This window comes from Curtobacterium sp. MCLR17_059, assembly GCF_003234665.1.
GTDB classification, from domain to species: domain Bacteria; phylum Actinomycetota; class Actinomycetes; order Actinomycetales; family Microbacteriaceae; genus Curtobacterium; species Curtobacterium flaccumfaciens.
Genome location: NZ_QKSU01000001.1, coordinates 31,362 through 55,573, shown reverse-complemented (window position 1 = coordinate 55,573; position 24,212 = coordinate 31,362). Strand labels below are relative to the sequence as shown.

The following is a 24,212-nucleotide window of genomic DNA, read 5'->3' as shown; positions in this document are numbered from 1 at the left end:
GATTCTATGGTCGTCAGGAGCGCTCGACCGTCAAATGATCAGCATGCTGACGATCGGTGTACGCTCACCGACGTGTCCCGCTTCCTCCGCATCGTCCTCCCCGCGCTCGTCATCGTGGTCTGGCTCGGCATCGCCTCGGTCGGCGGCCCCTTCTTCGGCAAGATCTCCGAGGTCTCCACCAACGACCAGACCTCGTTCCTGCCCGCCTCGGCCGACGCCACGAAGGTGCAGGAGCGGTCCTCCGAGTTCCGTGACGAGTCCGGAGCGCCCGCGATCATCGTCCTCGAGCGCGACGGCGGACTGACGTCGACCGACCTCGCCGACGCGAAGACACTCGCCACGACGCTGTCCGACCGCGCCGACGTCGATGCCGTCAGCCCCGTGATCCCGAGCGAGGACGGCGACGCGGTCGAGATCGTCGCCACACTCACGCAGGACGCCGAGACCGGAGATGCGGTCGAGGCCATCCGGGCCGACGTCGACGACGCACTGCCGTCCGGTGTGAGCGGCTACGTCACCGGCCCCGCCGGGTTCACCGCGGACCTGACCGAGGCCTTCGCCGGCATCGACGGGCTGCTGCTCGGGGTGGCGCTCGCCGCGGTGTTCGTGATCCTGATCATCGTCTACCGATCACCCCTGCTGCCCGTCCTCGTGCTCGGGACCGCCACGTTCGCCCTGTGCGCCTCGATCCTCGTGGTCTGGTGGCTCGCCAAGGCCGACATCGTGACGGTCAACGGGCAGGTCCAGGGCATCCTGTCGATCCTGGTGATCGGCGCGGCGACGGACTACGCGCTCCTGTACACCTCGCGCTTCCGGGAGGCGCTGCGCGACCACCGCACCGGCTGGGACGCGACGAAGGCCGCCCTGCGGGGGAGCCTCGAGCCGATCCTGGCGTCGGGCGGCACGGTGATCGTCGGGGTGCTCTGCCTGCTGCTCTCCGACCTCAACTCGAACAAGGCGCTCGGCCCCGTCGCGGCCATCGGCATCGCGTTCAGCCTGCTCGCCGCCCTGACGCTCCTGCCCGCGCTGCTGCTCGCGTTCCGCCGCGCGGCGTTCTGGCCGCTGCGTCCCGCGTTCGGCAGCGCCCACCCCGTGCTCACCGGTCCGGACGCCCGCGGCATCTGGGCGCGCGTCGGCCGGCTCGTCGCCCGGCGGTCGCGGGTGGTGTGGATCGTCTGCACGGTCGGCCTGCTCGCGATGGGTGCCGGCCTGTTCGGACTCAAGGCGGACGGGGTGCCGCAGAGCGACCTGATCATCGGGTCGTCGCAGGCCCGTGATGGCCAGGACGTGCTGGCCGGCCACTTCCCGGGCGGCTCGGGGAGCCCCGCGCAGGTCATCGGAGCGGAGCGCGACCTCGACCAGCTCGTCGACGCGATCACCGCGGTGGACGGGGTCGACGGTGTGGTCGCCGCGGCGAAGGACAGCCCCGCCGGGACCGTCCCGGTGACCGGGGGCGCCGCCGGCAGCAGCACGCCGACCGTCTCCCGCGGTGACGTCCTGCTCGAGGCGACGCTGTCCGATGCCGCCGACTCGGACGCCGCCGAGCAGACCGTCCGCGACCTCCGCACCGCCGTCGAACGGGTCGACCCGGGAGCGATCGTCGGTGGGGTCACCGCGACGGCGGTCGACACGAACGACACCGGCATCCGTGACCGCACCCTGATCATCCCCGTGGTGCTCGTCGTGATCCTGCTGATCCTGATGCTCCTGCTCCGCAGCATCGTCGCGCCGCTCGTGCTGATCGGCAGCGTGATCGTGTCCTTCGCGGCGGCCCTGGGTGTCGGAGCGCTCGTCTTCGACCACGTGTTCCACTTCCCGGGCGCGGACCCGAGCGTGCCGCTGTACTCGTTCGTGTTCCTGGTGGCACTCGGCGTCGACTACAACATCTTCCTCATGACGCGAGTGCGTGAGGAGGCGCTGCGGCACGGTCCACGCGAGGGTGTCCTGCGCGGACTCGGCGTGACCGGCGGAGTGATCACGTCGGCGGGCGTCGTGCTCGCCGCCACGTTCGCCGCCCTCGGCGTGATCCCGATCCTGTTCCTCGTGCAGATCGCGTTCGTCGTCGCGTTCGGCGTCCTGCTCGACACGATCGTGGTTCGTTCGCTGCTCGTGCCGGCGCTGGCCTACGACCTCGGGCACCGCGCCTGGTGGCCGTCGCGCCTCTCGCGCACGAACCCTGACATGTGACACGCTGGACCCATGCCAGTTCCCTCGACGCAGCCCGCTGCCGAGCGCAAGCTCCTCCGTGACACGGTGCAGGACAAGATCCGCGACGCCATCATGGACGGCACGCTCGAGCCCGGGGAACGGCTCAACGACGACGACCTGATCGCCTGGCTCGGGGTCTCCCGCACCCCGATCCGCGAGGCCCTCGCCGAGCTCGCCCGGGCTGGCCTCATCGAGATGGCGCCGAACCGCTACACCCGAGTCGCGGCGCCGACGAAGGGTGAGCTCCTCGACGCGTACCGCACCCTCGGCGTGATCTACGGCGGCGTCGTGCGGCTCGCGGTGCCCCGGTTCACGGACGCGCAGCGCAAGAAGATCGTGAAGATGCTCGACGACGTGCACGCGCGGGTGAGCGCCGACGAGCAGGACCAGGTGGCGCGCGACGGAGCCGGCATCTACTCGATGTGGGCGGATGCGTGCGGCAACCCGTCGCTCGTGCAGCTCTGCAACTCGACGACGGACGGGCTGTCCTTCAAGCTCCGCGTGCCGGAGCTCGCCGAGCTCCTGCCGGCCGACGTGATCCTGCCCGAGCTGACGAAGCTCAAGGACGCCGTCGTCGCGAAGGACCCCATCGCTGCCGAACTCGCCATGGAGGCGATCCACCTGCTCCCGTCGCGCGACTAGCGCGCCGAGCGCGACCAGGAGACGGACTGGAGGCCCGTGGGGACGCCGCCACGGGCCTCCAGCCCGTCACGGGGTGACGGCGAGTACGGGGTGACCTTCCAGGCGCATCCCATGTCCGTTCCCCGCGCGGCGGTTATGGTTTCCCGGTGAGCAACGAACCCGAGCAGACGACCGAGCCCGCACACCGCGGTGCTGCGACGCCGCGCCACGGGCGCCAGAAGCGACGCGCAGGCGTCGTGTTCCCGGCGGTCGCGGGGGTGCTCACGATGGCCCTCCTGCTGGGCGTCGGCTACGCGGGGTACGCGTACAACCAGCTGTCCGACGGCGTCACGATCGTCAACGCGATCACCGGCAAGAAGGACACGAAGGACGACGTCGACGGCAAGGCGCAGAACATCCTGCTCGTCGGCGACGACCACCGGCCGGAGAACGCCACCCCCGAGCAGATGGCGGAACTCAGCACGACGTCGGACGGTGGTGCGACGAACACCGACACGATGATCGTGCTGCACATCAACGCCGACGGCAGCCAGGCGACGATGATCTCGTTCCCCCGTGACTCGTACGTCGACATCCCGGACGTCGGCAAGGGCAAGCTCAACAGCGCCTTCTACTACGGCACGCTCAACGGCGGTGGCGACACCGGCGGTGCGAAGATGCTCATCAAGACGATCGAGAACCTGAGCGGCCTGCAGATCGACCACTACGTCCGCGTCTCGCTGCTCGGCTTCTACCAGGTCGTCAAGGAACTCGGCCCGGTGCAGGTCTGCCTCAACCAGGCGACCAGCGACCCGTACTCCGGCGTCGACCTGCCGGCGGGCAAGTCCTCGCTCAACGCGAAGGAGGCGCTGTCCTTCGTGCGACAGCGCCACGGCCTGCCGAACGGCGACCTCGACCGCAACGTCCGCCAGCAGTACTTCCTGTCGCAGGAGGCCCGGAAGGTCACGTCGGCGGGGACGCTGCTCAACCCGGTGAAGATGGGGAACATCCTCAAGGCCGTCGGCGGATCGATCCAGACCGACACCGACCTCATCGACCTGGCGTCACAGATGCGCAACCTGCGGCCCGGCAACATCCAGTCCGCCACGATCCCGACGCTCGGCACGCCGACCATCTACGTGAACGGCTCCGCCCTGTCGATCGTCGAGGTCGACACCGTCGGCCTGCCCGCGTTCGTGCAGGGCCTGGTCGGCGAACCCGAGGCGTACACGAAGGCCGGCCGCGCACAGCCGGCGAACACCTCGGTCACGGTGCTGAACGGCAGCGGGGTCGAGGGCGCAGCGACGGCTGCGGGGCAGGTCCTGACCGCCCGCGGCTTCCAGGTCGCCCCGGCCGGCTCGTCCGCGACGACGAAGACCACCCAGGTGCAGTACCCCGCCGGTCAGGAGTCGCAGGCGAAGGCCATCGCGTCCGTGGTGCCCGGCGCCGTCGCCGTCCGCACCAGTGCGGTCACCGGTGTCACGCTCGTGCTCGGCACCGACGGCAAGACCGCGAAGCCGATCGCGACCGAGCCGAGCGCCGGGGCCTCGACGCCGTCGACCGGCGGTTCGAGCACCGGCTCGAAGCCGACGAAGAAGCCCGCGAAGGAGCCGACGCCCAAGTCGACCGACGTGCACAACTACGGCACCGAGGGCACCTGCATCAACTGATGGGAACCCGCCGGGCAACCGATCGGTAGGTTCACGGTGTGACCAGCGCCGCACGCCCGATCGTCCTGATGACCTACAACATCAAGAACCCGGACCCCGCGCACGACTGGCCGGCCCGCCTGCCGGTCGTGCTCGACCTGATCCGCCGGCACGACCCCGACCTGCTGTGCGTGCAGGAGGCCTTCGCGCACCAGATGGACGACCTGCGTGCCGGCCTGCCGGACCACGCCGACGTCGGACAGGGGCGCGAGGGCGGTGACGCCGGCGAACACGCGTCCGTCTTCTACCGCCGCGACCGGTTCCGGCCGTCCGACGAGGGGTCGTTCTGGCTGTCGGACACCCCGGACGAGCCCGTTTCGAACACCTGGGGCAGCCTGTACCCGCGGATCGCGAACCACGCCCGGTTCCTCGACGCCGAGGGACCCGCGTTCACGCTGCTCACCACGCACCTGGACCACGAGCCCGGCCCGCACGGTGACGAGGTCCGGGGCCGGAGTGCCGCGCTCATCGCCGAACGACTGGCGGGCACCACCGGCCCGGTCGTGTTCGCGGGGGACTGCAACGAACCCGCGGGGAGCGGGACGGCCTCGCGGGTGTTCGCCGAGGCCGGGTTCGCCGACGCCTGGCTCGCCGCGGGGGACCTCGCCGACCGCACCGCCACGTTCAACGACTGGCAGCCGCCTGTCGACTCGGGCGAGCGGATCGACTGGGTGCTCACCCGCGACGTGAGCGCCGTGGACCGCATCGTGATCGACCACGACGGCCCCGAGACCTGGTTCGCCAGCGACCACTTCCCGGTGATCGCGACACTGCGGGTCTGAGTCGCTTCAGCAGCTGCGCTGCGCGTGGACGGGCATCGGTGAACCGAGCACCGTGACGGTCGTCTCGTTCGTCAGGGCGGAGACCCCGTTGGTGCCGGCGTCGTCGGAGTGCTCGCTCGACTCGTCGTCGTCGTCGTGCCGGTCGGCCCAGCCCTCGCGGAGCAGGAGCTGCCAGGCGCGCGAGTCGTCCGAGCCGTAGGACACCCGCTCCGAGCGGGGAGCGTCGGCGATCTCGTCCGCGATGTCGTCGCCCACCCGGACACCGCCCGGGCCGGTCAGCTCGATCTGCCGGCCGAGCACGCTGCGGACCGAGTCGCGCAGCACCCGGATCTCGACGGCGTTGCCGGCCGCCGCGTCGGTCGTCAGGGCTGCGACGCGGATGGCGCCGCCCCAGGTGTAGGTGGTGCCCGCGGGGAAGCACGCCCCGCCGTCGCCCTCGGCGGTCTGCGTGCGGGACGGTGTGCCGAGCAGACGGTTCAGGACGCTCACGGTCAGACCGGAGTCGCGCATCGAGGACTCGACCACGGTGTCGTCGCCGTCCCGGAGCACCAGGGCCTCGGCGTCGAGCTCGATCGAGTCGACCCGTCGGAGTTCCGCCTTCGTCACGTGCACCGGAGCGGCGTCGTGCGAGGTCTCGGCGGCCACGGCCACGTCTGCCCCGAGCCCGGCGGTGCCGTCGAACGCGAGCGCACCGGCCGAGAAGGCCAGCACGGCGGCGCCGAGCGCCAGCAGGGTCCGAGGAGTCACCGTTCGACGGTAGGGCCTCGATCGGAACAGAACGACAGGTGTTACCGAATCGGAGCCTGCCCGTCACCGGACCGTGACAAACGAGGATCACGCACCTGCGGCCCTGGAACGGCGCGGTCGACGTGCGCAGGCCGCTCCGCGCAACGGGGGACAGCCTCCTGGACGGCCCGCAGCGACCCCCTGCGTACCGTCGGCGGCATGACGGACCAGCAGAACGACCAGACCGGGCCTGACCAGTACGTGATGCAGGACCCCACGAAGATGTACGCCGACAAGAAGCCCGACGAGCAGTACCTCGAGGGTGCCGGCACCGACGCGGAGATGGCGCAGAACGTCCCCGCCGACCACGGTGAGGACACCTACCGCGGCTCGGGTCGTCTGACCGGCCGCAAGGCGCTCGTCACCGGTGGCGACTCCGGCATCGGTGCCGCCGTCGCCATCGCCTACGCCCGCGAGGGTGCGGACGTCGCGATCTCGTACCTGCCCGAGGAGCAGGAGGACGCCGACCGCATCGTCGGGCTCATCGAGGCCGCCGGACGCAAGGCCGTCGCACTGCCGGGCGACATCACCTCGCTCGAGGTCTGCGAGCAGCTCGTCGCCGACGCGGTCGAGCAGCTCGGTGGCCTCGACATCCTGGTGAACAACGCCGGCAAGCAGCAGAACGTCGACGACATCACGAAGATCTCCGACGAGGAGTTCGACGAGACCTTCAAGACGAACGCCTACGCGACGTTCCGGATCACGAAGGCCGCCGTGCCGCACCTGCAGCCCGGCTCCACGATCATCAACACGACGTCGATCCAGGCGTACGCCCCGTCGCCGCACCTGGTGCACTACGCGGCCACGAAGGCGACCGTGAACAACATGGCGAAGGGCCTGGCCGCGCAGCTCGCGCCGAAGGGGATCCGCGTCAACGCGGTCGCTCCTGGCCCGATCTGGACGCCGCTGCAGCCGGCCGGCGGTCAGCCGCCGGAGGCGCTGCCGAGCGCGGGCGAGCAGACCTACCTGGGCCGCTGGGGCCAGCCTGCCGAGCTCGCGCCGGCCTACGTGTTCCTGGCGAGCGGTGAGTCGTCGTACGTCGTGGGCGAGACGCTGCACGTCGACGGTGGGATGCCGACGCCGTAGGGCGCCTGCTCCTGACGGGGCTCTGACGGGAGGCGCGGTGCCGGTGGGCACCGCGCCTCCCGTCGTCCGTGTGGTCCGGTCCACGGCGCCTGGTCGCGTCAGCAGCTGACGGAGCGCGCCATCCGCTCGAGGAGCTCGCGCGCCGACATCGCGGCGGCCAGCTCGACCTCGACGGGGTTGATGCCGATCGCCTGCTCGAACGCGCGACGGCGGGCCTGGTCGGCGATCGGCACCTCGGGGCGCTGGGGCAGCACGGCGATGGCCCGGGCCGCGGCCTCGAACGCACCGGCGGGCCGTCCGAGCTGCTCCCACATGGCCCGGACGTCGTGCGCCACCTGCTCGGGGTCGCCGCCGAACTCGAAGCCGGTCGAGGCCATGGTCGCGAGTCCCTGGGCAGTGGGGTCGTTCGGGGTCATGCCCGCATGGTCGCACGGACGGCCGCGAACCGGCTCGACGTCAGGGTCTGTCCCCCCTTGTGCCGACACCCGTACCGGGGATTCTGGTGTCCCCCGTTCTGCGTTTGGATGGAGGTACCCCGGATCCGGGGTGACACGGACAGGACGTCCGGGGACGACGGAGGGCACGATGCTCGAACACACCAGCGCCGACACGCAGGCCGCTGCGGCCGCGGCGGCCACGCTGCACCTGCGGATCACGATCGTGGGTGCCACCGTCGACCTGCTCCGGGACGTCCCCTTCCACGAAGCCCGGCCCGTGCAGGTCGCCGAGCGGATGGGCATCAGCGTCGCCGAGCTGGAGCAGCACTTCCCGTCGTGGGACGGCCTGGTCCTCGCCGCGCTGGACCGCTGGAACGGTGCCCGGATGGACGAGGTCACGCACGAGGTCGGTGACGGCTCGACCGTGGACCTGCTCCGCGCCATCGTCGCCTCGAACGCCGAGGACCCGGCCCTGATGCGCCTGCTCGTCGCCCTGCTGTCCGTCGCGGGCAACCCGGCGCACCCGATGGCGACCTACCTGCGGTCGCGGTACCAGCTCTTCTTCGCGCAGATCAAGCGCGGCCTGGAGCACGACGTCGCGATCGGCCGTGCCCCGCACACGATGGACCCGCGCCGCGGTGCCGAGCAGCTCATCGCCCTGTACGAGGGGCTGCAGCTGCAGGCCCTGCTGCGCGCCGAGCTCGACCTGGTGGCGGCGTTCGACCGCGCGGTCGCCCGGCTTGAGCGCGGCTGGATGGAGCGGTACGAGCCGCAGGCCGCCCGCCGTCTGGCGATGTGGGACGACGACGACTCGGGCAGCTGGGAGATCTGACCGGCGGTTCGTCCGCGGAGCGCGATCCCCGCGCCGTCGTGCAGCGCCCCGCGGGTACTCCGGGAGTCGCAACCTGACGGAAGGAACCGACATGGCAGCACCGAACCCCATCCAGGTCCAGAAGTACCTGAGCGGCATCGACTACCCGGCGTCGAAGGACGACGTGGTCTCGACGGCCGAGCAGGAGGGCGCCCCGGACGACGTCCTCGAGGCGCTCCGTGCGATCCCGGACGGCGACTACGACGCCCCGACCGCGGTGTCGAGCGCGGTGTCCGACGCCGGCTGAGCGCGGCGGACCCACTCGGTGAGCAGAAGAGGTCGGGTGCGTGCGTCGCACTCGACCTCTTCTGCTCACGAAGCGCCTTACGAAGCGCCGGCCTCGCAGCTCACGGAGCGCCGGCCGAGCGGGACCCGCGCGGCACCGAACCGTCGCCGGGGTCGTACCCGGTGTCACGGATGACGCGCAGCGCCGTGGTGTCGTTGTGGACCGAGTGCACGACGACCCGACGCGTCCGGCGGAGCGCTCGACGGGCACCGGGCGTCGCGAAGAGCCCGCCGAGCACCAGGCCCGCGCCGATCCCGAGTGCCACGGACACCGCCGCCACGAAGTCGAGCGCGGCGCTCGACGACCCGGACATGAAGTTCAGCAGGGCGCTCGACACGGCGACACCGGGCAGCAGCGCCCCGCAGAACGCCGGCACCGCGATCGCCGCAACGGCCGTGCGCATCCGGACGGCCGCGTAGGTCGAGAGCACCCCGAGCAGCACCGCCGCCAGGAACGTCGCCCCGAGGAGCGGCAGCCCTGCCTGCCGCAGCGCCCACAGCGCGGCACCGGCGGCGACCGAGAACACCACGGCGACCGGGATCACGCGGGCGCTCGCCTGCTGCACGAAGCAGTTCGCGCCCGCCGACACCACGGTCAGCGACAGCGACGCCCAAAGCGGCAGGGTCTGCGTCACGATGCCGGACGGGTCGACCTCGATCCGCAGCCAGTGCGTCATCGCGATCCCGGCCGGTACCCCGACCACGATCGCCGCGATGACCAGCCCGATGTAGAACGCCCGGGCGACCGCCATCGCCCGGAACCCCGAGATGGCGTCCTGCGCCCAGGTCACCAGGGACGGGTGCGGCAGCAGGAGCACCACGAGCGCCGCCACCATCGTCGCGGCGCCGTTCGCGTTGAGCACTCCGGCCCAGATGGCCAGCGTGCCGATCGCCGACGCCACCGCGCCCTGTGCCCCGGACACGAAGAACTGCGGGTACCCGCGGTCGGTCAGCCAGCGTCCGGAGACGATGATCCCGAGCATCAGCACGAACGCCCCGAGTCCCGCACGCCATCCGCCGCCGGCCTGCACGGCGATCGAGATGCCGAGGATCGACAGGCCGACATCGGACAGCCACATCGGCCACCGCGGCGGGAGTCGCAGGACGGCGACCAGGGCGCTCACCGCCGAGGTCATGTCGCGGTCGTCGTGGATCAGGTCGTCGACGATCTGGTTCGCCCGCGCGAGCTTGTCGAGGTCGGAGCCGTCCGACCGCACGGTGCGGACCTTGACGAGCGGCGGGACGTCGGCCGGGGCGTACTGGATGGTCACCGAGCTGCCGGAGAAGTCGAGGTCGAGCGGTGCGAGGTTCCACTTCGTCGAGACCGCGACGACGGCCGTCTCGACGCTGCGGGTGTCTGCACCCGAGGCGAGCATCACCTCGGCCAGGTCGAGGCAGAAGTCGATGATCTGGGTCGCCGTGTACTGGTCGCGCCCCTTGGCGTCGGGCTCGACGTGCTCGTAGATCGTCCCGCGCAGGCGGGCTCGTGCGTCGCGCAGGTCGTGCTGCGCGAGGCTGCGGCGTCGTGGCCGGGGTGGGCGGCCCGGCTTGTGCGGGCCCGGGGGGTGCTGCTCGGCCATCACGCCATGGTGCCAGTCGACGGCGGCCGAGTCCGGACGTCCGCTGGACGCCTTCGGATCAGCCCCGGCGGCGCGTGCTCAGACGACCGAGGGCGAACGCCGCGACGACCGCGCCCACCAGCACGAGGACCGGTCCGGCGGTCAGCTGCCACGGTCGGCCATTGGCGACGAACGCGTAGTCGGACAGCGGGGCGTACGCGAACCACCCGAAGGACGACGGCGGAGCCGTCAGCACGAACACGATCCCGACCACGACGGCCAGCAGGCCGAGCCAGAGGGCGACGAGGGTCGGGGTGGCGAAGAATCGGGGCACGGCACCCAGCGTAGGTGGACGGCGGACGGGAGGCCCGGTGCCAGCTGGCACCGGGCCTCCCGTCCGTCACGTGGTGACGGTTCCTGCTTCGCGCGCCTACTGCGCTGCGTTCGCTACTGCTCGAAGGTCGCGTGCAGCGTGATCTCGACGCCGGTCAGCGCCTTGCTGACGGGGCAGGTCGCCTTGGCGTCCTCGGCTGCCTTGAGGAAGGCGGCCTCGTCGATGCCGGAGACCTCGCCGCTGACGGTCAGGACGATGCCGGTGAGGCGGAAGCCGCCGGCCGGGTCCGGGCCGAGCGAGACGTCGGCCTTGACGTCGAGGGCCTCGACCGTGCCGCCGGCCTCGCCGAGGACCGCGGAGAACTGCATGGCGTAGCAGGCCGAGTGTGCGGCGGCGATGAGCTCCTCGGGGCTCGTGGTGCCCCCGGCGTCCTCGGCGGTGCGCTTCGGGAACGAGACGTCGTACGTGCCGACCTTCGAGCTCGAGAGTTCGACCTGGCCGGAACCGTCCTCGAGGCCGCCGTTCCAGGCGGTGCGTGCGGTGCGAGTGGGCATGCCCGCTCCTTTCGTGTGGGGGAGCGGCCCCGATCGGGACCACCGCTCCTGAGTCAATCGGAGAACGAGCGTTCTCGCAACGGGCTCACGGCGAAGACGCAGGTCTGCCCTACGATCTGGCACATGGGGGACAGCGACATGAGAGGCTTCCGCGAGTCCGTGCTCGAGCAGGGTCCGGCCGACGTGACGAACCCGGTGGTCGCCTGGCTCCGGTTCTGGACGCAGGGGTGGCGGTTCCACGGGCGGGCGAGTCGCTCGGAGTTCTGGTGGGTGATCGCGCTCGAGCTCGCGCTGGTCGGGGTCGCGCTCTGGGTCGTCGGCGTGCACGGGACCGGAGGGCGGTGGGAGATGTACATCGACCCGTTCGGGGTCGTCCCGTCACCGCGGGTCTCGTTCCACCTGATCGACCGCGGGCAGGGGGCGTGGTTCGGCTGGGGCGGCGGCGAGCGGGACGTCTGGCCGGACGCGTGGGACCTGGCGATCCTCGTTCCGACGATCCTGACCATCGTGCCCCGGTGGTCGCTGCTCGTGCGGCGACTGCACGACCGGGACCACGCCGGGCTGTAGATCCTGCTCCTCGTGTTCACCGGACCACTCGGTGCGGTCGTGCTGGGTGTCATGGTGGCGCGGTCGTCGCGCCCTGGTGGGGCACGGTTCGACCGCGGACTGTTCGCGGGAGGGTGGGGTCCCGAGGCAACTGGGCGACACATGTCGTCCTCGACGACAGGTGTAGCGTGAAGGGCGATCAAAGGAGAACCCCATGCGCGCCGTCGTGTTCGAGCAGTACCAGACCTTCCCGTCCCTGACCGAGGTCCCGAAGCCCGCACCCGGGCCGGGTGAAGTCCTGCTCAAGGTCGCCGGCGCTGGTGCCTGCCACTCGGACGTCGCCGTGTACCGCGAGTTCCAGCAGGGGCAGCCGGGAGCCCAGGCGCCCGCGTTCGTGCTCGGCCACGAGAACTCCGGCTGGGTCGAGGCCGTCGGTGACGGGGTCACCGGCTTCGCCGAGGGCGACGCCTACCTGGTCTACGGGCCGGTCGGCTGCGGGCACTGCTCGTACTGCTCGAAGGGGCAGGACACCTACTGCGAGAACGCCGCGACGAACCCCTACATGGGGATCGGCCTCGGGCGCGACGGCGGCATGGCGGAGTACGTGAGCGTCCCGGCGCGGAACCTCGTGCCGCTCGGCGACGCCGACCCGGTCGCCGCCGCACCGCTGAGCGACGCCGCCCTCACGCCGTACCACGCGATCAAGAACTCCCTGCCGAACCTGGCTGGTGGCGGTCGCTTCGCGCTCGTCGTCGGCCTGGGCGGCCTCGGGCAGATCGCCGTGCAGATCCTCACGGCGCTCACCGGTGCCACGGTCATCGCGACCGACATGAAGCAGGACGCGATGGACCGCGCCGCCGCCCGTGGCGCGATCACCGTCCCCGGCGGCCCGGACCAGGCCGAGCGCATCCGCGAGATCACCGGCGGACGCGGCGTCGACGCGGCCTTCGACTTCGTCGGTGCCACCCCCACGATCAAGGTCGCGCAGGCCTCGATGGCGGTCGGCGGGCGGTTCACCGTCGTCGGGATCGCCGGCGGCACCACCGAGTGGAACTTCTTCGCGACGCCGTACGAGTCGACGATCACGAACACCTACTGGGGCACCATCGAGGACCTGCACGAGGTCGTCGCGATGTACCGCGCCGGGCAGATCGTCCCCGACGTCGAGCGCTACGCGCTGTCCGACGCACTCGAGGCGTACCGGAAGCTCGAGGCCGGGGAGCTCTCGGGTCGCGCAGTGGTCGTCCCGACGCTCTGAACCGGGCGTGCCCGGTCGAATCGGGCGTACCTGGTGGAATCGGGCGTACCTGGTCGAATCGGGCGTACCTGGTCGGAAGTTCTGACCAGGTACGCCCGATTCCACTTTCCAGTGCGGGTGTTCTGGGAAGGAACGGGCGTCGGTCAGCGTCCCGCGGCGTAGCCCTGCGCGCCGCGGGGGTTCGCGGCGGCGCCGAGGATCCCGGTGTCCGGGTCACGGGTGACGCACGACAGCCGGCCCAGGCTCCAGTCACCGCCGCGGGTCACGACGTGTCCGCGGGCCTCGAGCGCCTCGATGACCTCCTCACCCAGGCGGTCCTCGACGACCAGTCCGGCGGGCTCCCACGTGCGCGGCCAGAACGACCCCGGGAACGACGTGGTGTGCAGCGCCGGTGCGTCGATGGCCTGCTGCGGGGAGTAGCCGCCGACGATCCAGCGCAGCAGGAACAGCAGCTGCCACTGGTCCTGCTGGTCACCGCCGGGGGAACCGAGCGCGGCGACCGGCTGCCCGTCGCGGAGCACCAGGGTCGGGGTCAGCGTGGTGCGGGGGCGCTCGCCGGGCCGCAGTGTCGAGGCCGTGCCCGGTTCGAGCCACGTCATCTGCAGGCGGGTGCCGAGGCAGAACCCGAGCTCGGGGATCGTCGGTGACGACTGCAGCCAGCCACCGGACGGGGTCGCACTGACGATGTTGCCCCAGCGGTCCACGACGTCGATGTGGCACGTGTCGCCGCGGGTCTCGCCGTCGGGGGTCACGAACGGCTCGCCGCGGTCCTCGGGCGGAGCGGCCGGCGGGACCTCGGTGCCGGCTTCGGTGTCACGGGCGACCTGCACGGTCGGTTCGCCCACCCCGACCGAACCGGCGGAGTCGTACGAGGTCCGGACCGGCGGCAGTGCGTGCTCGACCCCGGCGATCGTGCCGGGCCGGAGCTCTGCCGAGGCCCGCTCGCCGATCAGCGCACGGCGCTCGTCGGCGTAGGCGTCGGAGAGCAGGACGTCCATCGGGACCTCGCCGTCGCCGTAGAACGCCTCGCGGTCGGCGAGGGCGAGCTTCTGCGCCTCGACGATCGTGTGCGCGCCGAGCTCGGTCGACGGGTCGAGCAGGGCGTCGTCGAGCGGTTCGAGCAGCCGCAGTGTCTGGAGCAGCGCCGGACCCTGGCCCCACGGTCCGGTCTTGGCGATCGTGCAGCCGCGGAACTCGGCGGTCGTCGCGGGTTCGTACGACGCCCGGAACGCCGCCAGGTCGGAGGCCCGGATGACCCCGGCGTGGTCGGTGCCCGACGCGTGCCGGTGCGGTTCGCGGACGAACCGGTCGATCGCCTCGGCGACGTGTCCCTCCGCCCACTCGGACCGGGCCGCATCGATGCGGCCCGTCCGGCTGCCGGCACCGGCGCCGGCCTCGACCAGCCGGTCGAGCACTGCAGCGAGTGCCTCGTTGCGCACCAGGTCCCCGGGGACCGGCACCGTGCCTCCCGGCATCCACTGTGTGGCGGAGGTGGGCCAGTGCTGCTCGAACAGGCCGCGCACGGCGGTGATCGTCCGGACCACCGCAGGTGCGACCGGGTGGCCGTCGCGGGCGTACCCGATCGCGGGGGCGAGGACGTCGGCCAGTTCCCACGTGCCGTGGTCGCGGAGCAGGAGCAGCCAGGCGTCGACCGCGCCGGGGACGGTCGCGGCCAGCGCGCCGGAGCCGGGGACCAGGTCGAGGCCCTCGGCGCGGTAGTGCTCCGGGGTCGCGCCCTCGGGCGCGGGACCCTGACCGACCAGCACCGTCGGCACGGGGTTGACCGCCGTCGCGAAGACCGCCGTCAGGTCGCCCCCGGGGCCGTTCAGGTGGGGCTCCACGACCTGCAGGACGAAGGCCCCGGCGACGGCCGCGTCGAAGGCGTTGCCGCCGCGCTCGAGCACCGACTGGGCGGTCGCCGTCGCGATCCAGTGCGTCGAGGCCGCCATCCCGAACGTGCCCCGCAGGTCCGGACGGGTGGTCTGCGCAGCGGGAGGGACGAAGGCGGGGTTCGGCGTCGACATGGTCCCATCCTGTCCCGCGGCGAATACTCCCGTGCTGTACACCCCCCGTCCAAGGGGTTGTGCACCCCGCGCAGAAAAGCGAACATCGTTCGGCGACTCGTGCAGGGCGAGCGCCGAACGACCGCGCGCTCGCACGGTCGGTTCCAGGGCAGGGGATCCATGACCACCACTCCGTCGACCGTCGCACGTGCGCGCCGACTCCCACGCATCGCCGGCGCCGTGACGGCACTGGCCCTGGCGGCGGGGGCGCTCGTGGCGACAGCCGAACCGGCAGCGGCCTCTGCGGTCTGGGTCGGCTCGGCCCCGGCCGGCACCAAGATCCTGCCCGGCGACCAGGTCACGTCGCCGAACGGCCAGTTCAAGCTCATCATGCAGGGCGACGGCAACCTGGTCGAGTACGGCATCGGCAACCGTGTGCTGTGGGCGTCGAACACCGCCGGCAACTCCGGCGCGATCGCCGTGGTCGGCAAGAACCGCGCCCTCGACATCACGAAGAACGGCAAGCGTGTGGCCCGCTGGGCCTCGGCCGGCACCGTGAACTCGACCGCGCTGAAGGTGCGCGCCGACGGCACGATGGCGCTGCTCGCCGGCAAGACCGTGGTCGTGAGCTGGAACGGCTACCAGGACCGCGTCCCGTCGGGGAACACCATCCTGGGCGGCACCGTGCTGCGATCCGACACCTCGAACACGCGCATCCTCAACATGCGCACCGACGGCAACCTGGTGCAGAAGGTCAGCGGCCGCGTGGTCTGGCAGTCGCGCACCGGCGGACACCCGGGCGCCTGGGCCGAGCTGCAGGCCAAGGGCAACTTCGTCATCTGGACCCGTGACGCCTCACGCAAGAAGGTCGCGCTCTGGAGCTCGCGCACCAGCACCGCCGGGTCGGGCAACCTGCTCGTGCAGGTCGACGGCAACGTCGTGCTCTACGGCGCGAAGGACACCCGGGTCTGGTCGAGCCGACCGGTCACCGGCCTGGCCTGGCCCGTCAACGGCACGAAGATCACCGGCCGGTACGGCGACGACCGCGGCGCCGGGCACGTCCCGCGCTACCACCAGGGCACAGACGCCCCTGTGCCGGTGGGGACGGCCGTGTACGGCTCCGGGACGGGGACGGTCACCAAGACCATCGCGAACGACGCGGCCTACGGCAACTACATCGTCGTCACGTACGGCATGACGGCGGTGCTGGTCGCGCACCTCAGCAAGATCGAGGTGAAGCAGGGGCAGATCGTGAAGCTCGGCACCGAGATCGCGAAGTCCGGCAACACCGGGCAGTCGACGGGGCCGCACGTGCACGTCGAGACGCGGCGGAACGGCACCCTCGTCGACCCGCTGAAGAACATGCACTTCCGCTGAGGCGGGGCGGGGCGGGGCGGGGCGGGCGCGGGGCGCGGGGTTCGTCGCACGTCGCGTGTGTCGCGCGCGACCCCGCCCCGCTCATCGGGTGAGCAGAAAAGGTCGGGTGGCTCGAGGTCACTCGACCTTTTCTGCTCACTCGTTGGCCGCCCCCGCTCGGTGCGAGGGTGGCGACATCCCGCTTCGTCTCTGTCGCTTGCGTTGAGGAATCAAGGGCAGTAGACAGTGCAACACCGGGATCGTCGTCGGGTCGACTCGGAGCACCGTCGGACGGCACTCCGAGATCGCCGACGGCACCGCTCGGGCGTTCTTCAAGCAGTTCGAGCAGAACGACCAGTTCCCCGGCGCGATCTCGCAGGTCCGTCGGCTCGACCTCGCTGCCGATGCCCAGCGTGAAGCGATCGCCTTCGTCGCCGAGGTCGATCAGGACGACGTCACCGTGGTCATCCGTGCCGAGCTCGAGCCAGCCCTGGCGCGCTCGCTCGAAGAGGCCACCGCGCTGCGCGCCGAGGCCGAGGTGAAGGAGGCCCGCGCGCTCTCGCTCCGCAGGGCGATCGCTGTCTCGCTGAAGGACGACGGTCTCACCCTGCGGGACATCGCGGTCGTCCTCCGCGTCTCGTACCAGCGGGTGCACCAGCTCGTGCACGAAGGCGAGCCGGCGGCGCTCGCTGCGTCGTAGCCCGCGGCGCGGATAGCCTGGGCGGGATGAGGAAGCGCGGCGGAACGGTGCTCGTGTTGGTGGCGATCGGGGCCCTGGCGGGCGTGCTGTCCGGGCTGTTCGGCGTCGGCGGTGGGGTCATCGTGGTGCCGGCGCTCATGGCCTTCGCACAGATGGACCAGCGTCGGGCCTCGGCCACCTCGCTCGTGGCGATCGCCCCCGCGGCCGTCGTCGGTGCGGTCACGTACGCGGTGCAGGGCGAGGTGCACTGGCTCGCGGCCCTGACCTTGGCGGTCGGCAGCGTCATCGGCGCCCCGATCGGTGCCCGGCTGCTCCGTGCCCTGCCACTCCGCGCGCTGCCGTGGATCTTCGTCGGGTTCATCGCCGTCGTGCTCGTGTCGCTGTTCACCACGGTGCCGACCCGCGGTGGCGAGGTGCACTTCGGGGTCGTCGAGGCGGTCGTCCTGCTGCTGCTCGGGCTGCTGTCGGGGGTGCTGTCCGGGCTCGTCGGGGTCGGCGGCGGGGTCGTCATCGTGCCGGGGCTCGAGGTCGTGCTCGGCGCCGGCGACCTGCTGGCGAAGGGCACGTCACTCCTCACGATGGTGCCGACGTCGGTGTCCGGGACGGTCGCGAACCTGCGGCGTCGTGCGGTCGACCTGCGGGTCGGGCTGACGGTCGGCATCACCGCTGCCGTGTGCTCGCCGGGTGGTGCCGTGCTGGCGCGCCTGGTGGATCCGCAGGTGGGCACCTGGATGTTCGCGGCGTTCCTGGTGGTCGTCGCGGTCATCGTGCTCAGCCGCGGGCGTCGAAAGGCACCACAGAACGACGCGAGCGAGGGGGAGGTCGCGTGACGAGCCTCCAGGCGGGGCGCGACGCTGAGGCCGTGCTGGCGGCGTTCGCCCGCACCACCGGTGACGTCGCTGCGGCCCGGAGGGTCGCGCGGCAGTTCCACGACCTCGACGAGGGGGAGCGCTCGGCGCTGCTCTGGAGCGAGGACGACGGCGCGAAGCTCGTCGCCGTCCTGCTGCTCGTGCAGGCGATGCGGGCGCAGGCGGATCCGGAGCTCACCGACGAGTACCTGTCCGCGGCGAAGGCCGAGCGGTTCGAAGACCCGGTGCTCGTCGACCTGGCCGCCGAGGAACTCGTCGGCGCCCCGTTGGTGGGCGCCTCGACCGGTCCGCTGTTCGCGCTGGCGAAGTCCGACGTCGCGATGGTCCGCCGGATCGCGGTCGTGGCGACCCTGGCGTTCGCGAAGCAGGGCGACGCCGAGGTGCCGCTCGGGATCGCCGGGCGCCTGGTTCGGGAGCGCAGCGAGACGGTGCAGTCGGCGCTCGGTCTCGTCCTGCGCGAGACGGGGAAGCGGGCGTCCGAGCCGGCACTCGTGGCATTCCTCGAGCAGAGCGGCCGGTTCCTCAGCCCGGCCGCCCGCCGGACGGCCACCGAGCACCTGCCGCCAGGGGAGCGTGACCGGCTGCGGGGCTGACCGAGCGGCGCTGTGCTGTGAACCGACTGTGCAGTCTGCCCAACCGACCAAATGGTCGGTTACGGTCGACCGATGACCACGACCAGCACCACCCCGACCCACCGCGCCTCCGTCCGTGAGTGGGCGTCCCTCGGCGTCCTCACCCTGGCCGTGGTGCTCCTGGCGATCGACGGCACCGTGCTGGCCCTGGCGGTGCCGTCCCTGACCGCCGACCTCGACCCGACCGCGACCCAGGTGCTCTGGATCGGCGACGTCTACTCGTTCGCACTCGCCGGGTTGCTCGTCACGATGGGCAACGTCGCCGATCGGATCGGTCGGAAGCGCCTGCTGCTCCTCGGCTCCGTCGCGTTCGGACTGGCATCGGCCGCTGCGGCCTTCGCCTCGAGCCCGGAGCTGCTCATCGCCGCACGGGCACTCCTCGGCGTCGCCGGCGCCACCCTGATGCCCTCGACGCTGTCGCTGGTGCGCACGATCTTCCGCGACCCGCGGCAGCGCACCACCGCCATCGCGGTGTGGTCCGCGGGCGCGACCGGTGGTGCCGCGGCCGGACCACTCGTCGGCGGGGCGCTGCTGGAACACTTCTGGTGGGGATCGGTGTTCCTCATCAACATCCCCGTCATCGCGGTGATCGTCGTCGCCGGGGCGTTCCTGCTGCCGGAGTCCCGCGGCGGCGCCCGGACCCCGATCGACCTGCTCTCCGCGGTGCTCTCGGTGCTCGCGATCGTGCCGCTGGTCTACGCCGTGAAGCACGTCGCCGGGCACGGGTTCGACTGGACGGTGCCGGCGACCGCGTTGCTCGGGCTCGCGTCGGGCTGGTGGTTCGTCCGGCGGCAGGAACGCCTGACCACGCCGCTCATCGACCTGCAGCTGTTCCGGATCCCGGCGTTCTCCGGTGCGGTGGTCGCGAACTCGCTGTCCGTCTTCGCGCTGAGCGGTCTGCTGTTCTTCTTCTCGCAGTACCTGCAGCTGGTGCGCGGGTTCACCCCGCTGCTCGCCGGAGCCGCGGAGCTGCCGGCCACCCTGGCGTCCATCGCGGTCATCGCCGTGATCGGCCTGCTCTCCCGTCGCGTCGGCCCCGGTCGCTCCATCGGCCTCGGGCTGGCGGTCGCCGCGGTCGGCATGGCCGGACTCGCCTTCGCCGAGGGGCTGCCGACGTACTGGGGGATCGCCATCGCGCTCGCCGTGGTCGGCCTCGGCGTCGGGGTGTCGATGACGCTGGCGACGGACGCGGTCGTCGCCGCGGCTCCGCGGGAGCGTGCGGGCGCCGCCTCGGCGATCTCGGAGACCGGGTACGAGCTCGGCGTCGCGCTCGGCATCGCGGTGCTCGGGTCGCTGCAGACCGCGTTCTACCGGTCGAACCTCGACCTCACGGGCGACAGCCTGGGTTCGGGGGTCGCGGACCGGGTACGGGAGTCGCTGGCGTCGGCGAGCCAGGTACTGCAACCGGGGTCGCCGGTGCTCGAGCACGCCCGTGAGGCGTTCACCGGTGGCATGCAACTCGCCTCCGTCTGCGCCGCGGTGCTGCTCGCGGTCGCCGCCGTGGTCGCGCTCCGGGTCATCCCGAACCGGCAGGATGGACCGCATGACCACTGACCGCAGCACGGGCCCCGGCACCGGCACCGACGGCTCCCGCGACCGCGAGCGCACGCGGCAGGCCGTGCTCGAGTCCGCACGCCGATTGCTCGCCGAACGCGGTACGCGGGTGAGCGTCGCCGAGATCGCGACCGAAGCCGGCGTCTCGAAGAGCGGGCTGCTGCACCACTTCCCGTCGAAGGACGAACTCCTGCTCGCGGTCGTCGAGCACGGGTTGGCCGCGTTCACGGACGAGGTCATGCAGCACGTGGACCTCGCCGAGAACCGACCGGGCAAGGTCCTGCGCGCCTACGTCCGGACGCTCTGCGGCGGCAGCGAGCAGGCGATGGACCTGTTCGCACCGTCGTCGCACTGGCCCGGTCTGATGGCCGTCCCGGGGATCGCCGCGGCCGTCGCCGCCGACGCCGAGCACTGGCGGACGCTGTTCGCACGCGACGGCCTGCCCGAGGACCGCGCACTGGTGGTCCGGCACGCGGCCGAGGGCCTCGCGGCCGCGGTCGGCATGCCGCCCTACCTGGACGAGCGGGAGCTCGCGGTCGCGCGCGACGCCTTGCTCGCCCTGGCAGAACCCGCCTGAGGCGACGGCCGGGAGGCCCGGTGCGAGTCCGCCCCGCCGCTGGCCGCCCGCGCGCACCGGCCCCACCGCTGGCCCGGTCCGACGCCTAGGCTGCGGGCATGCACACCGAGGTGCCCCGGATCGACGCCGGACTCGTCGAACGACTCGTCGCGGAGCAGTTCCCCGACTGGGCCGACCTGCCCGTGCGCGAGGTCGACCACCAGGGCTGGGACAACCGCACCTACCGGCTCGGGGACGCCCTGTCGGTGCGACTGCCGAGCGCGGCCGGCTACGTGCCCGCGGTCGAGAAGGAGCAGGACGTCCTGCCGTACCTCGCCCGGCGGCTGGACGTCGCCGTCCCGGAGCCCGTGGCGCTCGGGGAACCGGGCCAGGGGTACCCGTTCCCGTGGTCGGTGCGGCGGTGGCTCGACGGGGTGCCCGCCGTGCAGGTCGACGACCTCGACCACGAGCGCTTCGCTGCCGAGGTCGGTGCCGTGCTCCGGCAGCTCCGGAGCGTCCCGGCGACGGGCGGCCCCACCGCCGGCGCGCACTCGTTCCACCGCGGCGAGCACCCGTCCGTGTACGACGCCGAGGTGCGGACGGCGCTCGACACGCTCGGCGGCGGCGGCGGCGGCGGCGGCGGCAGGACCGGCGGTACCGTCGTCGACCGCGGCGCGTGCGAAGCGGTCTGGGCCGAGGCCCTCGCCAGCCGGTGGGACGGGCCGGCGGTCTGGTTCCACGGCGACGTCGCCCCGGGCAACCTGCTCGTCGACGACACCGGGCGGCTGTGCGCGGTGATCGACTTCGGCACGTGCGGCGTGGGGGACCCGGCGTGCGACCTCGTGCTCGCGTGGACGATGCTGGACGGGCCGGCGCGACGGGTGTTCCGGCGGGCCGTCGACCTGGACGACGACACGTGGGCGCGTGCACGGGGATGGGCGCTGTGGAAGGCGCTCATCATGCTCGGCGGCAGTGCCGGACCGGGTGGTCGCGACGAGCACGAGCGGGTCCTCGCAGCCGTCCTCGCCTGAGGTCGCGACCACCGCTGCCCACCCGCGCCGACGTCCGCGAGGGGGACGCGGGGCTGGGAGCGTCCACGGGGCGGGCGCGTACCGAGGAGGGGAACGCGAGTCGTGCCTCCAGGCAGGCTCGAAGCGACCACGAGAGGAACGCAACGTGCGCGCACTGACCTACCAGGGCACCGAGAAGGTGTCCGTCGAGACCGTCCCCGACCCGACCATCCAGGAGCCGACCGACGCGATCGTGCGGATCACCTCCACGGCGATCTGCGGCTCCGACCTGCACCTGTACCGCGTGCTCGGCCCGTACATCGACCGCGGCGACGTCCTCGGCCACGAGCCGATGGGCATCGTGGAAGAGGTCGGATCCGGCGTCACGAACCTGAAGGTCGGCGACCGGGTCGTCATCCCCTTCAACATCTCCTGCGGCCACTGCTGGATGTGCCAGCACGGCCTGCAGTCGCAGTGCGAGACCACCCAGGTGACCGAGTACGGCACCGGTGCCTCGCTGTTCGGCTACACGAAGATGTACGGCCAGGTCCCGGGTGGCCAGGCGGAGTACCTGCGCGTGCCGCACGCCGACTACGGCCCCATCGTCGTGCCGGACGACGGCACCCCCGACGACCGCTGGCTGTTCCTGAGCGACATCCTGCCGACCGCGTGGCAGGCCGTGCAGTACGCCCAGGTGCCCGAGGGCGGCACGCTCGCCGTGCTCGGCCTCGGCCCGGTCGGTCAGTTCGCCGCCCGCATCGGCAAGCACCTCGGCTACCGCGTGCTCGCCGTCGACCCCGAGAAGGTCCGCCGTGACCTCGGGGCGAAGCACGGTGCCGAGGTGTTCGACCTGACGAAGGACCTGGTGCCCGAGCTCGTCGACCTGACCGACGGCCGCGGCCCCGACGGGGTCGTCGACGCCGTCGGCATGGAGGCCCACGGCAACCCGATGGCGGGCTTCGCCCAGCGCGCCGCCGGCCTGCTGCCCGACAAGCTCGCGCAGAAGGCGATCGAGACCGCCGGCGTCGACCGGCTGGCCGCCGTGCACGCGGCGATCGACCTGGTGCGCCGCGGGGGCACCGTCTCGCTGAGTGGTGTCTACGGCGGCATGGCCGACCCGATGCCGATGATGACGCTGTTCGACAAGCAGATCACCATCCGCGAGGGCCAGTGCAACGTGAAGCGCTGGATCGACGACATCATGCCGCTCGTCTCCGACTCGTCGGACCCGCTCGGCACGCTCGACCTGACCACCCACCGCGTCTCGCTCGAGGATGCCCCGCACATGTACGAGGTCTTCCAGAAGAAGCAGGACGACTGCGTCAAGGTCGTGCTCGACCCCGCGATGGCCGCGGCCTGATGCGCATCGTCGTCGTCGGCGCGACCGGCAACGTGGGGACGGCGGTGCTCCGTCGGCTCGCGGCCGTGCGCGCCGACGGCGACGGGGCCACCGGCCGTGACGGCGCCAGCGGTGACACCGGCCGTCACGCCGCCGGTGACGCCGCCGGTGACGGCGTCGGCGTCCAGATCGTCGGTGTCGCCCGGCGCCTGCCGGACCTGCGCGCGGAGCCGTACGCCGCCGCCGTCTGGCACGCCGTCGACGTCGGTGCCGCGGACGCCGTGGACCAGCTCGCCGCCGTGTTCCAGGGCGCCGACGCCGTCATCCACCTGGCGTGGGCGCTGCAACCGACGCACGACATCCCCGCGCAGCACCGCACGAACGTGACCGGGACGGCGAACGTCCTGGCGGCCGTCGCGCGCGCCGAGGTACCCCAGGTCGTCGTCGCGTCGTCGGTCGGTGCCTACAGCGGGGTGGACGTCGACGGCAAGCGCACCCCCGTGGACGAGAGCTGGCCCGCCGACGGCATCCCGACGGCGACGTACTCGATCCACAAGGCCGCGAACGAAGCGGCGATGGACGCGTTCGAGGCCGACCACCCTTCCGTGACCGTCACCCGGCTCCGCCCGGGGCTGATCTTCCAGCGGGACGCCGCCGCCGAGATCCGGGGGCTGTTCCTCGGACACCTCGTGCCGATGTCGATCGTCCGGTGGATCCGCTGGCTCGTGCTGCCGCTGCCGTACCCGTTCGTGTTCCAGGCCGTGCACGCCGACGACGTCGCCGACGCCTACTGGCGCGCGGTCGACCGACGGGCAGCGGGGGCGTTCAACATCGCGGCCTCGCCCGTGCTCAACCCGCCGCGACTGGCTCGGGCCTTCGGCATGCTCGGTGCCGTCCGGATCCCGCTGCGGCTGCTGCGCGGGATCGTGACGGTGACGTGGCGGCTGCGGTTGCAGCCGACGGACGCCGGGTGGATCGACATCGCTGCCGGCGTACCGATCATGCGGACCGACCGTGCCCGGTCGGTGCTCGGATGGGAGGCCCGACACACCTCCGAAGAAGCGTTGCGTGCACTCGTGGCCGGCTTCGCGGACGGTGTGAACGTTCCGGGGTCGGGGCCGCTGCGCGGCTGAGCGGGCTGGGGCTGGCCGGGGGGC

Annotated in this window: 24 protein-coding genes; 18 read left to right on the top strand and 6 right to left on the bottom strand. The window is 72.1% G+C overall.

The window, feature by feature from the left end:
- Positions 1-72 precede the first annotated feature (72 nt).
- From DEJ12_RS00285 to DEJ12_RS00270, 4 genes are all read left to right on the top strand, one after another.
- Positions 73-2,187 carry an efflux RND transporter permease subunit gene (locus DEJ12_RS00285; protein WP_111028646.1) on the top strand — a complete coding sequence of 705 codons (2,115 nt, stop codon included), beginning with the start codon at positions 73-75 and terminating at the stop codon, positions 2,185-2,187.
- A 12-nt stretch (positions 2,188-2,199) separates the two neighbouring features.
- Entirely contained in the window at positions 2,200-2,850 is a 651-nt protein-coding gene (locus tag DEJ12_RS00280) for a GntR family transcriptional regulator (protein WP_111028645.1), read from the top strand.
- A 146-nt stretch (positions 2,851-2,996) separates the two neighbouring features.
- A complete protein-coding gene (locus DEJ12_RS00275) occupies positions 2,997-4,499 on the top strand; it encodes an LCP family protein (protein WP_111028644.1) in 1,503 nt (500 codons plus the stop codon).
- A 38-nt stretch (positions 4,500-4,537) separates the two neighbouring features.
- Positions 4,538-5,320, top strand: coding sequence for an endonuclease/exonuclease/phosphatase family protein (locus DEJ12_RS00270; protein ID WP_111028643.1), 783 nt, complete (start codon positions 4,538-4,540; stop codon positions 5,318-5,320).
- A gap of 6 nt (positions 5,321-5,326) precedes the next feature.
- Here DEJ12_RS00270 and DEJ12_RS00265 read toward each other — a convergent pair whose 3' ends face one another.
- On the bottom strand, positions 5,327-6,067 hold the full coding sequence (locus DEJ12_RS00265; protein ID WP_111028642.1) for a hypothetical protein: 741 nt from the start codon (positions 6,065-6,067) through the stop codon (positions 5,327-5,329).
- A 198-nt stretch (positions 6,068-6,265) separates the two neighbouring features.
- Between DEJ12_RS00265 and DEJ12_RS00260 the strand changes: the two genes are divergently transcribed.
- The gene (locus tag DEJ12_RS00260; RefSeq protein WP_110858602.1) at positions 6,266-7,192 is read left to right on the top strand and encodes an SDR family oxidoreductase; all 927 of its coding nucleotides are present in this window, start codon (positions 6,266-6,268) and stop codon (positions 7,190-7,192) included.
- 98 nt (positions 7,193-7,290) lie between these two features.
- Here the strand turns inward: DEJ12_RS00260 and DEJ12_RS00255 are convergent, their stop codons facing one another.
- On the bottom strand, positions 7,291-7,608 hold the full coding sequence (locus tag DEJ12_RS00255) for a hypothetical protein (protein ID WP_111024588.1): 318 nt from the start codon (positions 7,606-7,608) through the stop codon (positions 7,291-7,293).
- A gap of 169 nt (positions 7,609-7,777) precedes the next feature.
- On the opposite strand from DEJ12_RS00255, the gene DEJ12_RS00250 reads away from it, so the two are divergent.
- Positions 7,778-8,461 carry a TetR/AcrR family transcriptional regulator gene (locus tag DEJ12_RS00250; protein WP_027467173.1) on the top strand — a complete coding sequence of 228 codons (684 nt, stop codon included), beginning with the start codon at positions 7,778-7,780 and terminating at the stop codon, positions 8,459-8,461.
- A gap of 91 nt (positions 8,462-8,552) precedes the next feature.
- A complete protein-coding gene (locus DEJ12_RS00245) occupies positions 8,553-8,747 on the top strand; it encodes a DUF2795 domain-containing protein (protein WP_111028641.1) in 195 nt (64 codons plus the stop codon).
- 100 nt (positions 8,748-8,847) lie between these two features.
- Here DEJ12_RS00245 and DEJ12_RS00240 read toward each other — a convergent pair whose 3' ends face one another.
- The 3 genes from DEJ12_RS00240 to DEJ12_RS00230 form a co-directional block, all read right to left on the bottom strand.
- Positions 8,848-10,365, bottom strand: a complete 1,518-nt coding sequence (locus tag DEJ12_RS00240; protein ID WP_111028640.1) for a threonine/serine exporter ThrE family protein — start codon at positions 10,363-10,365, stop codon at positions 8,848-8,850.
- 58 nt (positions 10,366-10,423) lie between these two features.
- Entirely contained in the window at positions 10,424-10,678 is a 255-nt protein-coding gene (locus DEJ12_RS00235) for a hypothetical protein (protein ID WP_111028639.1), read from the bottom strand.
- Positions 10,679-10,791: 113 nt separating this feature from the next.
- Positions 10,792-11,232 carry an OsmC family peroxiredoxin gene (locus DEJ12_RS00230; RefSeq protein WP_027467170.1) on the bottom strand — a complete coding sequence of 147 codons (441 nt, stop codon included), beginning with the start codon at positions 11,230-11,232 and terminating at the stop codon, positions 10,792-10,794.
- A gap of 123 nt (positions 11,233-11,355) precedes the next feature.
- On the opposite strand from DEJ12_RS00230, the gene DEJ12_RS00225 reads away from it, so the two are divergent.
- Positions 11,356-11,799 carry a DUF805 domain-containing protein gene (locus DEJ12_RS00225; RefSeq protein WP_111028638.1) on the top strand — a complete coding sequence of 148 codons (444 nt, stop codon included), beginning with the start codon at positions 11,356-11,358 and terminating at the stop codon, positions 11,797-11,799.
- Between the two features lie 193 nt (positions 11,800-11,992).
- Positions 11,993-13,036 (top strand): NAD(P)-dependent alcohol dehydrogenase, encoded by a 1,044-nt coding sequence (locus tag DEJ12_RS00220; RefSeq protein WP_111024593.1) that lies wholly within the window; start codon positions 11,993-11,995, stop codon positions 13,034-13,036.
- Positions 13,037-13,179: 143 nt separating this feature from the next.
- Here DEJ12_RS00220 and DEJ12_RS00215 read toward each other — a convergent pair whose 3' ends face one another.
- Positions 13,180-15,060, bottom strand: a complete 1,881-nt coding sequence (locus DEJ12_RS00215; protein WP_111028637.1) for a gamma-glutamyltransferase family protein — start codon at positions 15,058-15,060, stop codon at positions 13,180-13,182.
- Between the two features lie 159 nt (positions 15,061-15,219).
- Here DEJ12_RS00215 and DEJ12_RS18285 point away from each other — a divergent pair, with 159 nt between their 5' ends.
- The 9 genes from DEJ12_RS18285 (at position 15,220) to DEJ12_RS00170 (ending at position 24,188) form a co-directional block, all read left to right on the top strand.
- Positions 15,220-16,416, top strand: coding sequence for a peptidoglycan DD-metalloendopeptidase family protein (locus DEJ12_RS18285; RefSeq protein ID WP_111028636.1), 1,197 nt, complete (start codon positions 15,220-15,222; stop codon positions 16,414-16,416).
- Positions 16,417-16,855: 439 nt separating this feature from the next.
- A complete protein-coding gene (locus DEJ12_RS00205; protein ID WP_111028635.1) occupies positions 16,856-17,095 on the top strand; it encodes a hypothetical protein in 240 nt (79 codons plus the stop codon).
- 26 nt (positions 17,096-17,121) lie between these two features.
- On the top strand, positions 17,122-17,925 hold the full coding sequence (locus tag DEJ12_RS00200) for a sulfite exporter TauE/SafE family protein (RefSeq protein WP_111028634.1): 804 nt from the start codon (positions 17,122-17,124) through the stop codon (positions 17,923-17,925).
- On the top strand, positions 17,922-18,557 hold the full coding sequence (locus DEJ12_RS00195) for a DNA alkylation repair protein (RefSeq protein ID WP_181433198.1): 636 nt from the start codon (positions 17,922-17,924) through the stop codon (positions 18,555-18,557). The genes DEJ12_RS00200 and DEJ12_RS00195 overlap by 4 nt, the downstream gene beginning before the upstream one ends.
- 72 nt (positions 18,558-18,629) lie before the next feature.
- A complete protein-coding gene (locus DEJ12_RS00190) occupies positions 18,630-20,150 on the top strand; it encodes an MFS transporter (protein ID WP_111029077.1) in 1,521 nt (506 codons plus the stop codon).
- Positions 20,140-20,727, top strand: a complete 588-nt coding sequence (locus DEJ12_RS00185) for a TetR/AcrR family transcriptional regulator (protein WP_051597141.1) — start codon at positions 20,140-20,142, stop codon at positions 20,725-20,727. Before DEJ12_RS00190 ends, DEJ12_RS00185 begins: the two co-directional genes overlap by 11 nt.
- A 98-nt stretch (positions 20,728-20,825) precedes the next feature.
- On the top strand, positions 20,826-21,737 hold the full coding sequence (locus tag DEJ12_RS00180) for an aminoglycoside phosphotransferase family protein (RefSeq protein WP_111028632.1): 912 nt from the start codon (positions 20,826-20,828) through the stop codon (positions 21,735-21,737).
- Positions 21,738-21,882: 145 nt separating this feature from the next.
- Positions 21,883-23,076, top strand: coding sequence for a zinc-dependent alcohol dehydrogenase (locus DEJ12_RS00175; protein ID WP_111028631.1), 1,194 nt, complete (start codon positions 21,883-21,885; stop codon positions 23,074-23,076).
- The gene (locus DEJ12_RS00170; protein ID WP_111028630.1) at positions 23,076-24,188 is read left to right on the top strand and encodes an NAD-dependent epimerase/dehydratase family protein; all 1,113 of its coding nucleotides are present in this window, start codon (positions 23,076-23,078) and stop codon (positions 24,186-24,188) included. Before DEJ12_RS00175 ends, DEJ12_RS00170 begins: the two co-directional genes overlap by 1 nt.
- The last annotated feature ends 24 nt before the right edge of the window (positions 24,189-24,212 follow it).